This window comes from Ketobacter sp., from assembly GCF_003671495.1.
In the GTDB taxonomy this organism is placed as follows: Bacteria; Pseudomonadota; Gammaproteobacteria; order Pseudomonadales; family Ketobacteraceae; genus Ketobacter.
Genome location: NZ_RCHN01000039.1, coordinates 40,770 through 54,092, shown reverse-complemented (window position 1 = coordinate 54,092; position 13,323 = coordinate 40,770). Strand labels below are relative to the sequence as shown.

The window sequence follows — 13,323 nt, the reverse complement described above, 5'->3', positions numbered from 1 at the left end:
ACAGAAAAATACGAATACGGCAAAGGCGATGGATTGACCTATGATGGTGGCATTAATATCCATACCAAACCCTCTCGCTCGTTAAAGTAAATGTGTGACGCTACTTTCTCGAAGCGATGGACTTAGGCCAATACGAAGATCATGTACATGCCGATACCTACACCGATCATGGGTACCGCGTCCAACAGACCCGCCATCAAGAACATTTTACCTTGCAGCATGGGCGCCATTTCCGGCTGACGGGCAGTACCTTCCAACAGACGGCCACCCAACAGACCAAAGCCGATTGCAGTACCCAACGCGCCCAGACCGATTACCAGACCAGCGGCGATCAATACAAGTGCAGATGCAGTTTCCATGTTATCTCCTGGTATTACTTTTAAAGTTTAAGGTTAAGTTAATGGTTAAGGTCGAAACTCAATTCTTAGTGATCTTCGTGTGCTGTGCTCAAGTACACAATGGTCAACACCATGAACAGGAAGGCCTGCAGGGTAATAACCAGAATGTGGAAGATCGCCCAGCCCAGTTGCAACACGCCGCCAAACAGCGCCATGATCACACCGGCATTGAACATCAGAGCAATAAGAATGAAGATCATTTCACCCGCGTACATGTTGCCGAACAATCGCAGGCCCAGAGAGATGGGCTTGGCCAGCAGGTTCACGGTTTCCAAAAACAGGTTAACGGGGATCAGCAGGATCTTGACGGCGATGTTGTTGCTGCTGAACGGATGCAGGGTCAGCTCACCGGCAAAACCGCCAATGCCTTTGACTTTGATGCTGTAGAAGATGATCAGGAAGAATACGGTGAAGGACATACCCAGGGTGATATTGGGATCCGTGGAGGGTACGATTTTCATATAGTGAATGCCCGCGGCACTGGCCAGGGCCGGAATCCAATCCACCGGGACCAGATCCATCAGGTTCATCAGGAACACCCAGCAGAAGATGGTCAGGCCCATGGGGGCGATCATGGCATTGCGGCCGTGGAAGTTCTCTTTAACCTGGGTATCCACAAAATCCACCAGGATTTCGACGAAGTTCTGGAAGCCCTTGGGAACATCGGTGGTGGCACGCTTGGCCGCCATGCGGAACAACAGCAGGAACAGGAAACCCAGACCCACAGACCACCCCAGAGAGTCCACATGGAATTTCCAGAACCCCATTTCAGCAGCTTCTGCAGCAGAATGGGCAAAACCCCATGAACCATCGGGATGCTGGCCATATACCAGATTAGTCAAGTGGTGCTTGATGTATTCTGAAGAATCTGCAGCCATAGTACCCAATACCTTAATTCGAAGTCGGACTTAGCTTCTTTGGATTATTGCTCGCGCAACACGAGAGGTGCCAACCAGGCGACACCGTACACTACAAAGAAGGCTGAAAACAAATATGCCGCGCTTTCACGAACACCTGGGAGCAGTTTGAACGCTGCAATGAACAGCAGCATGACGATGACAAATTTTCCTGCCTCACCCCGATAAAATGCCCGCACCATCTCTTGCGATGCACGCGCCCCCGAGAAACGGAATGCCTGGATGGCGAAGTAAAGATTGGCCAGTACCGCTATCCAGCCACCTACCAAGGCCGCCAACGCAGCCGCTTTACCCGCAACACACAACAGGATTACAGGAATCAAGGTCGAGATCAGGGCCTGCGAACCCACCACGTAAACACCCAAATAACCTTTGTTTAACGTGCCTGGCTTTGTCACAGTCTTTTTCCGTTTGCCCTCAACCAGCGGATTACTCTCTTATGACAGTGGACCTTTTGGGTCAGCATAAACGCTGATTGCAGGTGCCTGTGTAAGGCGGTGCCGATTATAGAGACTTTCCAAAGCACAGGCAACACAGGTTGCCGGCCGGTGGGCGTTATTTGATGTGGTCGAGAATGCCGTCCAGTTCGTCCAGACTGCTGTAGCGGATCACCAGCTTGCCCTTGCCCTTGGCGCTGTGCTGGATCATCACGGGGGCCCCCAGCTTGTCCGACAAATTATCTTGTAACAATTTGATATCCGGATCGATTTTGGTATCAGCCACGGCCATTTGCTCCTGCTGCAGGCGGCGCACCAGGGCTTCGGTCTGACGCACAGAGAGGCCCTTGGCCACAATGGCGCGGGCGGCGTCGGTCTGTTTGCCACTGTCCAGAGTGAGGATGGCACGGGCATGCCCCATCTCCAGATCGCCGTGTTCCACCAGCTTTTTGGCCTCGGCGCTGAGGCTCATGAGGCGCAGCAGATTGGTCACGGTGGTGCGGGATTTGCCCACCGCTTCCGCCACCTGTTGGTGGGTCAGCTCGAACTCATCCTGAAAACGCTGCAGGGCCGCGGCTTCTTCGATGGGGTTGAGATCCTCGCGCTGGATGTTTTCGATCAGGGCCATGGCGATGGCGGCTTCATCACTGACCGCGCGAATGACACAGGGCACTTTATCCAGGCCGGCCAACTGGCTGGCCCGCCAACGACGCTCACCGGCAATGATTTCGTATTGATTGGGACCGGCTAACGGACGCACCACGATGGGTTGCATGATGCCCTGGGCTTTGATGGAGCTGGCCAGGTCTTCCAGGGCCTGCGGGTCCATGTCGCGGCGGGGCTGATAACGGCCCCGCTGCAGGAATTCGATGGGCAGGTGCCTCAATTCACCGTCGACGTCTTCGCGGCTCACGGTAACCGGTTTGCTGGCATCGGTGGAGACTTCTTTTTGCGGGATGTTGGCGCTTCCCAACAGCGCGTCCAGTCCTCGACCCAATCCTTTTTTCTTGGCAGCCATGTATCGCCTTTATTGTCGTCGGTGAAAAATGCGGCTTACCCTGATCTGTGGTGTCGAGGATAAGGCTTCCACATTATAAGGAGCTGGAAGTGGGACGCAATCAGGCGGTGGCGGTTTCCGCGCCGGACCCGGCCAATTTCTGTTCTGCCCGGCGAATCAGCTCGCCAGCCAGGGCCAGGTAAGAGACGGCACCCCGGGAGCGACGGTCGTATTCCAATACCGGCAGGCCGTGGCTGGGGGCTTCCGCCAGGCGCACGTTGCGGGGAATGATGGTGCGATAGACTTTGTCGCCGAAGTGTTCTGTCAATTGACTGGACACTTGATTGGCCAGGGCGATGCGGGGATCGTACATGGTGCGCAACAGGCCGTCGATTTCCAGCTTGGGGTTGAGCACGCTCTGGATTTTCTCGATGGTGTTCAACAGCGCGGACAATCCCTCCAGGGCATAGTACTCGCACTGCATGGGAATGATCACCGAGTCCGATGCCACCAACGCGTTCACCGTGAGCATGTTGAGGGAGGGTGGGCAGTCAATCAATATATAGTCGTACTGGGAGCGGACGCCTTCCAGAGCCCGGTTCAGGCGTTGCTCACGGGCATCCAGGTCCAGCAGTTCCACTTCTGCGGCGGTCAGATCCGCATTGGCCCCAATCAGGCCATAGCCAGGATCGGTGTGCACCACCGCCTCGGACACCGGCATCTCGTCCACCAGCACATCATAGATGGAGTGTTCCAGTTCGTGTTTATTGACCCCACTGCCCATGGTGGCGTTGCCCTGTGGGTCCAGATCGATGAGCAGTACGTTTCGTTTGGTCGCAACCAGTGACGCCGCCAGATTGACTGAGGTGGTGGTTTTACCCACACCGCCCTTTTGATTGGTCACTGAAATGACTTTACCCACAATTGATCTCCCGGATAGCGTTATCCTGTGTGCGTTCTTTTTACCACAATCAGGTGCCGCTCTTCATGCAAATAGGGCACATTCAGTGTTTCGATGCGAATCTCCAGCCCCGGGGATTGCAGCGCTTCAATCTCCCCGTGAGGCACCAGGCCTTTCATGGCCAGCAATTCCCCGCCTTCTTCCAGCAGAGGTAAGCACACACCAACAAAGCTTTCCAGGGAGGCAAACGCGCGGCTGGTAATGGTGTCGTAGCGCTGGCTGGCGGGCACTGCTTCAATGCGCCCCTTGATTACAGACAGGTTATCCAGTTTCAGCTCCGCCTTCATCTGCACCAGAAAGCGGGTTTTCTTGCCGTTGCTGTCGATCAGGGTCCAATGCCGGTGGGGATCACAGATGGCGGCGGGGATGCCCGGCAGGCCTGGCCCGGTGCCCACGTCGAGAATATTCTGACCTTGGATATGGGGCACGATGGACAGACTGTCCAGCAGATGCTTGATCACCATCTCGTCCGGGTCGCGGATAGCGGTGAGGTTGTACGCCCGGTTCCACTTCAGCAGGTTTTCGAGGTAGGCGCGCAGGGTGTGCTGTTGTGCGTCGGTGAGCCTGAGCCCCAATTGCTCACAGCCTGAAGCCAGGCGCGCCGCTTGTTGTTGGGTTAGTTGCACGTTGAATCCGTCTTCAGACTAAGCGCTTTTCTTGTTCTGCAGATCACGCTTTTTCAAGTGGATCAACAACAGGGAGATTGCCGCCGGAGTCACGCCGGGAATGCGACCGGCCTGGCCCAGGGTCTGGGGTCGCGCCTGACCCAGTTTGGCTTTGATTTCGTTGGACAGGCCAGAGATGGAATCATAGTCGAAGTCATCCGGCAGCCGCGTGTCTTCGCTGCGGCGCAGGCGTTCCACTTCATCCTGCTGGCGGGCGATGTAGCCTTCGTACTTGGCGCCGATTTCAATCTGCTCCGCCACGTCTTCCGCCACGCTCAGCTCCGGCGTCAGGGCGGCAATGTCCCGGTAGTTCAGCTCCGGGCGGCGCAGTAAATCCTTGAGGTTGTATTCACGGCTGATGGTGTTGCCCAGTTTGGGATTGAGTTGCCTGGCCATCACGCTGTCGGGCAGCACCCAGGTGCTGCGCAGGCGTTGTTCCTCTTGCGCCATGGCTTCTTTCTTTGCGCAGAAGGCACGCCAGCGTTCCTCGCCCACCAGGCCCAGTTCACGGCCGATTTCCGTCAGACGCAGATCGGCGTTGTCTTCCCGCAACAACAGGCGATGCTCTGCCCGGCTGGTGAACATACGATAGGGTTCCCGGGTGCCCATGCTGATCAGGTCGTCCACCAACACGCCGATGTAGGCTTCGTCCCGACGCGGTGTCCAGGCCTCTTTATCCTGGGCGCGGCGGGCGGCGTTCAATCCCGCCAGCAGGCCCTGGGCGCCGGCTTCTTCGTAACCGGTGGTGCCGTTGATCTGGCCGGCAAAGAACAGACCATTGATGAATTTGGTTTCCAGGGAATACTTCAGATCCTGGGGATTGAAGTAGTCGTACTCAATGGCGTAGCCCGGTCGCAGGATATGGGCGTTTTCCATGCCGCGAATGGAGTGCACCAGTTCCAGCTGCACATCAAAGGGCAGACTGGTGGAAATGCCGTTGGGGTACAGCTCGTGGGTGGTCAACCCTTCCGGCTCGATGAAAATCTGGTGGGAATCCTTGTCCGCAAAGCGGTGGATCTTGTCTTCGATAGAAGGACAATAGCGCGGGCCAATGCCTTCGATCACCCCGGTGTACATGGGGGAACGGTCCAGCCCGCCGCGGATAATGTCGTGAGTACGCTCATTGGTATGGGTGATGTAACAGCTGATCTGGCGCGGATGTTCTGCCAGGGAGCCGATAAAAGACATCACCGGCAACGGAGTGTCGCCGGGCTGCTCGGTCATCACCGAAAAATCCACGGACTTGGCGTCAATGCGGGGGGGCGTTCCGGTTTTCAGGCGGTCCACATTGAAGGGCAGCTCGCGCAGGCGCTGAGCCAGGGCAATGGACGGCGGATCACCGGCACGACCACCGGAATGGTTCTCCAGACCGATGTGAATCTTGCCGCCGAGGAAGGTGCCAGCGGTGAGTACCACCGCCTGGGAGAAGAAACGCACCCCCATGTTGGTGACCACGCCTTTGACGGTCTCGCCCTCGATGATCAGGTCGTCCGCCGCCTGTTGGAAAATGTCCAGGTGGGCCTGGTTCTCCAGGATTTCGCGGATCGCTGCCTTATACAGGACGCGATCAGCCTGGGCGCGGGTGGCGCGCACCGCGGGGCCTTTGCGGGAATTCAAAATACGGAACTGGATGCCACCGCGATCGGTGGCCCGGGCCATGGCGCCGTCGAGGGCGTCGATCTCTTTCACCAGATGACTTTTACCGATACCTCCGATGGCCGGATTGCAGGACATTTGCCCCAGGGTTTCAATATTGTGGGTCAGCAACAGGGTCTGCACACCCATGCGGGCGCTGGCCAATGCCGCCTCGGTGCCGGCATGACCTCCACCGATGATGATGACTCCGTAATGCTTTGGATAATCCACAATATCGCCCTCGAAATGCGCTAAAAGGCCCAAGATAACCAGCTGGGTGAAAAGGCCGGGCATTATACGCCAAGCCTGAGAAAAAGAAAAAAGCTTTACGATTTTAGGGCTAAGGGGATTAGACGGTCGCTATGGCCGGGTTACCACTGCCACAGGCTGACCCGCCGGTCCCAGTTGCCGGAGGCATCATCACAGTAGCCGGCGGCAGAAATCATCTGGTTGCCACGACGGTACAGGGCCGTGGAAGCGGAGCAGACGCCCGGTGTGATCTCCTCGGCCTCGATGCAGAACTCGAAAATGGAACAGAAGCGCATGGGGCCCCGATAAAAGTACTCCGGCTCCGTAAAGCGGACTACTTGCCTGCCACTCTGGTTGTAGACGTAGTGCGTCACGGTTTGACGCACCTCGCCCCGCACCTGTACGCCGGCCTGGATGGCATCGGTTAACTCTTCTGCCGAGAGCACCAGGCCCATCACCCGCTCCGCTCGGGTATCCGTGGTGAACGCCAGCTCGCCACGCTCGGTGAGACGGAGCGAGCGCAGATACAGGCGCCGGTTGGGCGGTGCAGCCTGCCGGCACCATTGCTGCACGAACTGGCGGTCGTAGAAGCAGGCATCCACCACCGTGCCATTGTTATAGCCGGTGCTGACCTCGTAGTAGCCGTCCTCCACGGGGAAGCGATCGGCGCTGTAGTCAATATTGGCCGGGTAGGCAGCACTGCCATCCAACGCAATAGCCAATCCCCGATTAGTGCCGGTGGCACCGAGCACAAAGCCGTGGATGATGGTGACCGGCCGAAACCAATGGGGCAGCACCTGTTGTGACTGCACCACCAACCGCTGATCCAGGATCTGCAGCAGGGTGTGCACCTCTTCTTCCCCTTCCTCGCCGACTTCCACCTCAAGTGCCGCCACATAGCGGTTGTGCTCGGCATCGTACAGGGGGTTGTTCACGTTCAGGTCCCGGTTCACGTGCATTTCAAGCAGATTGCGTTCCTGATCGAAGCTGCCGCTGGCCGCCGCGCGCACTTCCTCCCCACTTTCGCCCGTGAACAGGGTGCCACTGAAAACCAGGTGCCCCCCATCGGTCAGGTGGGCATTATGAATTCGCAGGCGCTCATCTGCAGCCAGCTGCAGCCCCTTGAGCCCGAGTTCAATCCGGCCCGCCGCCGGGTCCAGCAGCAACAGCTGGTGTGGCTGGTACCCCACCAGCATGGCTCGATCCTGCCCCAACGGGATCAGTCTGCCGCCGGTATAGCGGTCCAGTTCAGTGCTGACCAGCGCCCACTCCCCCGCAACCTGGCCATCGCCATCCAGCTTTGTCACCTGCAAGCGCCCCGCCCAATAGCCGACGCTCACCAGATAGGTGGTCTCCCCATCCTCCCCACTGTACAGATAGTTGTGGTACTGAGACTCCCCCAAATCGGCAATCCAGACCGGTATCAACGTGGCCCCGCAGGCGACGATCAAACCGATCATTGAGGCCACCGCCAATCCCATCAGGGGGCGAATCCCCCTGCGACGCATCTGCTCCATACCCATTCTCCCTCTGATTATTGTTGTCTTCCTGGAAGCTTCACTGTAGGCCCAATGGCGGCGACACATCTATGACCTGGGACGCCAAACTGACATCCAATGTTTTCACATTAGGCGGGATTTTTGTCGCAATCGGCCATGCCCTTGACAATATGGCCGTGCCATACTCCGTGTTTACCCAATGTAGTACTCAAGTACAGGAATCGACTTGAGATAAATAACAAAAACGACAACCTACAGGGAGTGAACAGCATGCTGAAGCCCAATCTCGGCGGCCTGCGCGCACGTGTCCATTTTTTACCCATTCTTGTGTTTTCCTGCTTTCTGGTGGCCTGCGGTGGCGGCGGGTCCTCTTCCGGTGACGACACAACGGCCGCGCCACGCAACCAGCAGGAAAGCCCGCAGCAGGATACGCCCCCCCAAAGCCCAACACCGGATGAGAAGCCGGCGCCGGACAATCCCCTGACCAATCCCCTGACACTGGGGGCCTATGACCGTGCCGCCGACTACCCGAAAATCAAAGTACACCACCTGGAATACATCCCCACCACCAGCGGCCATCTGATCGGCGTGCGGGTCACTTTGCCGGCCCACGCAGACGGCACACCGGCGGAGGGCCCCTTCCCCACTATCCTGGTGCAAAGCGCCTACAACATCACCATGGTGTCCTATGTCCCCATGCCCGGCGGCGTGCTGCTGGGGGCACCCGATCCGTACATGGTGCGACGGGGCTATGCCCAGGTGTCAGTGGATGTGATCGGCGGCGGGGTGTCCGAAGGCGGTTGGGAAATGCTGGGGGCAGAAGAGCAATCCGGCTATGGCGACGCCGTGGACTGGATCAAGCAGCAGCCCTGGTCCAACGGGGACATTGGGGTGGCCGGTGCTTCTTATATGGCCATCACCGGCCTGTTCACCGCCCAGCAACGACCGCACGACGTCAAAGCGGTGTTCGCCAGCGTGCCCATGGGTGACGCGCAACGGGGCACGGTGGGCATTGGCGGGATGATCAACGCCACCTTTATGAGCCGCTGGATGACCCTGACCCACCTCACCTCCACCCAGAACATTCCGGCCATGATCCAGTTTCCCAAGCACCTGGAACAGATTTCCCAATCCACCGCCGATCACATTGCCCAGATCGACCATTACTACCTGCCCATCATCGAAGGCACCCTGCACGGGGACCCTGATCTAACCTACGATGGCGAGTTCTGGCGCACCCGCTCCCCCATTGAGAATATGGATCGAATCCAGGCGCCGACGTTTTTTATGGGTGCCCTGAACGACATCTTCCAACGGGATGCCCCGTTATTGTACGAAACGCTGAAAGACCGGGTGGACCGCCGCCTGGTGATTTACAACGGCGACCATCTCAGCCATTTCCTGCAGGCCTTCCCCGGTACCGACAAGGTGGACCCCATCCTGCACCTGATGCTGCAGTGGTTCGATGAATACCTGATGGGCATGGATGCCCAGGTGGACAACATTCCTCCGGTGATCCAGTACGTCAGGAACTACCAGTCCGGTATCTGGCAGGGCTTTGCCACCAGCAGCGACTGGCCCCACCCTGAGGCCGCCCCGGAGCGCTGGTATTTGCGCGGCGATCTGAGCCTGAGCCGACAGATGCCGGAAATGCTGGAGCCCAGTCACAGCATGACCACGCCACCGTTTGCGGACTATGAATACGGCAAGAACGATCAGGGCGGGTTGCTGCGTCTGAACGTGTTCCTCAACGACGGCAGCGAATGCTCCCCCAGCTTTGTGCAATGGACCCTGGGCAGTGCTGGCCTCGCCACGCCCAAAGTCTGCTTCTGGGATCTGCGCCGCCTGGAGCGGGATGCGTTGAATTACGAATCAGAGCCCATGCCGGAGGACTATTACATTAACGGCCCCATCCAGGCGGACATCTGGATGCAAAGTGACAAGACTGAAGCGGTGCTGGCGGTGCGCATTGATGAAGTGACCGCTTCGGGCCGGGTGATTCCCATTACCGACGGCATGCTGCTGGCCTCCGCCCGCACCGTGGACCCCTTGCGGTCCCGCTACCTGAATGGGGAGATGATCCAGCCTTACCACTACTTTACCCAGGAGGCGGAGACCTTTCTCGAGCCCGGCGAGCCCACCCTGATGCAGGTGGAGATTTTCCCCACCTCGGCCCTGATCCGCGAAGGCAACCGGCTGCGGGTGTCCATTTCACCCAGCAATCAGGCCCAGGGCATGTTGAATGAGCCCCGCCGGGCAAGGGCGCGGGATGGAGTCACCCAGATCCACAGCAGTCCGCAATACCCTTCCAGCGTGGTATTGCCGGTGGTGCCGGTGAGCGCGTTGAATTAAATACCAGGGGCTGGTGAGCGCAGCCGCGGCCGAGAAAGTATCTATACTTAAATCATCCGCTTTGTTGCAAAAACTGATAAGGATATATGGTATGGACGCGACTCGTAACTCCAGCACCCTGTCACTGCTGTCCAAGGGGGTCTGTCTGGGCTTTGCGCTGGTGACGCTGATCTGCTGCGGGGCCATCTGGTATCAATCCCGCATCGTCAGCCAGTTCGAAACCATGGTGACCGAAGATCTGGCCCATGTGAGCACCATCCAGGATATGAACTATCTGTTCAAGGTTCAGGTCCAGGAATGGAAGAACGTGCTGCTGCGGGGCCACGATCCGGCCCGCCGCGAGCAGTATTGGAGCGCATTCCAGGAACGCGAGCAGGAAATCCAGTCCCTGGGTAACGAGCTGCTGCAACACCTGGCACCCGGAGATGGCCAGGAGGAAGTATCCACGTTCCTGGCATCCCACCGCACCATGGCGGGCGCTTACCGGGACGGCTACCAGCAATTCATCACCGCCGGCTTTGACCACAAAGCGGGGGATGCTGCCGTCAAGGGCATCGATCGTGAACCGGCCCAGCACCTGAGTGCAGCGGTCACAAAACTGAATCAAATCGCCCATCAAAAAGCAGAATCCAACGCCCGCGAGGCTAAGGGCCTGATTGCGGTGATTATCCCACTTTCGCTGGTGGCGGTGATTATCATCGCCTCCGCCATTCTGGTGATCATGAATAGGCTGATCATCGCTCCCCTGCAATCCCTGATGGTGGGAATCCGGCACATGACCCAAGGCGATTACACCCATCCGATCAACACCACCGCCAAAGGTGAATTGGGTCAGCTATCCAATGATGTCAACGAGATGCAGTTGGGCCTGCGCACCATGGTGGAAAACATGAAACACAGTGCGTCCACCCTGGATGACAACGCCCAACGCCTGCAAACCATGATGAACAACATGCTGCGGCAGAGCGACGATGTACAGAACCGCACTGAGCTGCTGGCCACCGCCACCAACGAAATGACGGCCGCATCACAGGAGGTCGCCGGCAATGCATCCGGCGCAGCAGATGCTGCACTCAAAGCCGATCAGGGCGCGCAACACGGCATTCAGGTAATGAACGACACCATCACTGCCATCAACCGTCTGGCCGATGAGGTGCAGAATGTGGCGAATGTCATGAATAAGCTGGCGGCCGACACTGATCGCGTTGGCAGCGTACTGGATGTCATCAAAGGCATTGCGGAACAGACCAACCTGCTGGCGTTGAATGCTGCCATCGAGGCAGCCCGGGCCGGTGAGCAGGGCCGCGGATTTGCCGTAGTGGCCGATGAAGTGCGCACCCTGGCACAACGGACACAGGAATCCACTGAAGAAATTCACCAGATCATCAACAATGTGAATAACGGCACCCAGAACGCCATCCAGGCCATGCAGGTGAGCCAGGATCGCACCGCCAATTGTGTGACGCTTTCACAGCAGGCTGGAGAGGCCATCAGCAGCGTCACCATCGCCGTCGAGGCCATCAAAGGCATGAACACCCAGATCGCTACTGCCGCCGAGGAACAGAGTTCCGTTGCCGAAGACATTAACGCCAATATCAATGGCGTAGCACTGCTGGCGCAAGAAACCCACGAGTCCGTGGCCAGCAGCCGAGAGATCAGTGAAAAGCTCTCCGAGCTGGCCGGCAGCTTCCGCACCATGGCGGCACGCTACCGGACCTGAAGGCTAAGGGCTCGGTTGTGCGCTCAGTTGGAAACCGGAACCCCCCGGGTATCCCTGGGGGGATTGGGCGGACTCAAAGGGGTGGAAGCCAGCCCCAGGTCACCGGTGAGCAGTGATACCGGGCCAATGGACTGACTCAGCACCTGGGTTCGCGCAGCACTTTGCCGAGCACGCCGATATAATGCATCCCGTTCTGCACTCAGCCCCTCATTGCCCACCAGCATTTCATAAAGGAACCGGAAAAACGCCGGGTCGGTGGTTTCTTCGGGGTCCGGGGGCGCCAGGTCCCCAGCGGTATAACGGGCATAATAGTCAAACGCCGTCAGCAAAGATCCGCCCTGTTTACCGGCGAAGGTCCAATAGTTCACTCCCTGATGCACCTCAGCAATCTGTGCCGCCAGGGCCAGCGACCACAGGCTGAAGTTGCCGTAAAACAGTCCCTTGTGGGAAGACGAGCGCACCGCCTGATCGTAGATCTCACCACCCTGGCTGACGGCGTATCCCACTTGAGCCTCAAAGTTCGACGGATTGGCGTACGGTCCGCTGTGGCCATCATCGTAGACTCCACCCTTGAAGGTGTAATCCCACATGGCGCCATGGTTCAAAGCCGCAGCAGCGGACGCCCAGCCGGCCACACACCAGCTGAGATGGTTGTCACTGCGGTAGCGGGTATAGGCGCCTGATCCGGTGTGGTTATCGGCCCAGCGGGTCCAGGCATGGCAACCGGCGTTCATGGCGGGAAACAGTTCCTGGCCCAGCCAACCCTGCAATACTGTGCGATCTGTCGCCGACAGCGAGTAGCCGTTGCGGGTCAGGATGGCGTACACATCACTGAAATTAATCAGCCCATAGCCTTGCCACATGCTGTCCAGCGCCATGTTCCAGGAGTTGTTACAGAACCCCTCTTCGATACCGTCAAAGCTGGCGTTCTTAAAATCCACATTGAAATCGTAGATATTGAACAAGGTGCTGCTGGTGGCCCATGCCAGCATAAATTCCCGGGCTTTGTCAGCAAAGCGCACATCATCAGAAAGCAGGTAGGCAACGGCCAGATTGCGCGCCAGATGAGAATCATCGGTGATTTTTTTCACCAGATCATTCAGGGTGTCGTCGGCTCCCCCTGCTGTGCCACACCAACCAAAGGTAATGTCTTTGACGTCTGCCATCCGAAACGGATTTGGCGATCGAGTGAGCGATGAATTGGCTTGCCGAAGAAAACTTTCATAGAAGGCGGCATAGGGTTGCTCTCCGGCCTGGATTCGCTGCTTGACCACCGCCAGATTGGCGCGGGAAACAAACAACCCCGGAGATAAACCACAGTCATTGCCATCGGAGCAGGCTGAATAGGCGAATTGTGGAACCGTCAGTGTCAGGAATAGAGCGCAGAGGGCGGTGCAGATTTTTAATGGATTCATAGCGGAGCTCGACAGGGTGGAACCGGGTGTCCCGCTATTGGACCAAAAAAACCTTAACGACAAAACAGCAACCCTGGG

General features: G+C 57.9%; 11 protein-coding genes. 2 read left to right on the top strand and 9 right to left on the bottom strand.

From position 1 onward, the window contains the following. Positions 1–122: 122 nt before the first annotated feature. The 8 genes from atpE to D9N14_RS18260 form a co-directional block, all read right to left on the bottom strand. Entirely contained in the window at positions 123–359 is a 237-nt protein-coding gene (atpE, locus tag D9N14_RS18295) for a F0F1 ATP synthase subunit C (protein ID WP_101894459.1), read from the bottom strand. 65 nt (positions 360–424) lie between these two features. Continuing rightward, positions 425–1,276, bottom strand: a complete 852-nt coding sequence (gene atpB, locus D9N14_RS18290) for a F0F1 ATP synthase subunit A (RefSeq protein ID WP_290582426.1) — start codon at positions 1,274–1,276, stop codon at positions 425–427. A gap of 44 nt (positions 1,277–1,320) precedes the next feature. Beyond that, on the bottom strand, positions 1,321–1,713 hold the full coding sequence (locus tag D9N14_RS18285) for an ATP synthase subunit I (RefSeq protein ID WP_290582424.1): 393 nt from the start codon (positions 1,711–1,713) through the stop codon (positions 1,321–1,323). 157 nt (positions 1,714–1,870) lie between these two features. After that, positions 1,871–2,770: a ParB/RepB/Spo0J family partition protein gene (locus D9N14_RS18280; RefSeq protein WP_290582422.1), complete on the bottom strand. Its 900-nt coding sequence runs from the start codon at positions 2,768–2,770 to the stop codon at positions 1,871–1,873. Between the two features lie 100 nt (positions 2,771–2,870). After that, positions 2,871–3,671, bottom strand: coding sequence for a ParA family protein (locus D9N14_RS18275; RefSeq protein WP_290582420.1), 801 nt, complete (start codon positions 3,669–3,671; stop codon positions 2,871–2,873). 20 nt (positions 3,672–3,691) lie between these two features. Further along, positions 3,692–4,336, bottom strand: a complete 645-nt coding sequence (gene rsmG, locus D9N14_RS18270; RefSeq protein ID WP_290582418.1) for a 16S rRNA (guanine(527)-N(7))-methyltransferase RsmG — start codon at positions 4,334–4,336, stop codon at positions 3,692–3,694. A gap of 18 nt (positions 4,337–4,354) precedes the next feature. Continuing rightward, on the bottom strand, positions 4,355–6,244 hold the full coding sequence (mnmG, locus tag D9N14_RS18265; RefSeq protein WP_411267959.1) for a tRNA uridine-5-carboxymethylaminomethyl(34) synthesis enzyme MnmG: 1,890 nt from the start codon (positions 6,242–6,244) through the stop codon (positions 4,355–4,357). A 137-nt stretch (positions 6,245–6,381) separates the two neighbouring features. Then, on the bottom strand, positions 6,382–7,776 hold the full coding sequence (locus D9N14_RS18260) for a hypothetical protein (RefSeq protein ID WP_290582414.1): 1,395 nt from the start codon (positions 7,774–7,776) through the stop codon (positions 6,382–6,384). A 252-nt stretch (positions 7,777–8,028) separates the two neighbouring features. Between D9N14_RS18260 and D9N14_RS18255 the strand changes: the two genes are divergently transcribed. Together D9N14_RS18255 and D9N14_RS18250 are read left to right on the top strand one after the other, a co-directional pair. After that, positions 8,029–10,110, top strand: coding sequence for a CocE/NonD family hydrolase (locus D9N14_RS18255; protein WP_290582412.1), 2,082 nt, complete (start codon positions 8,029–8,031; stop codon positions 10,108–10,110). Between the two features lie 91 nt (positions 10,111–10,201). Then, a complete protein-coding gene (locus D9N14_RS18250; protein WP_290582410.1) occupies positions 10,202–11,830 on the top strand; it encodes a methyl-accepting chemotaxis protein in 1,629 nt (542 codons plus the stop codon). Between the two features lie 23 nt (positions 11,831–11,853). On the opposite strand, the gene D9N14_RS18245 is transcribed toward D9N14_RS18250, so the two are convergent. Next, positions 11,854–13,245, bottom strand: a complete 1,392-nt coding sequence (locus tag D9N14_RS18245; RefSeq protein ID WP_290582408.1) for an alginate lyase family protein — start codon at positions 13,243–13,245, stop codon at positions 11,854–11,856. Positions 13,246–13,323 lie beyond the last annotated feature (78 nt).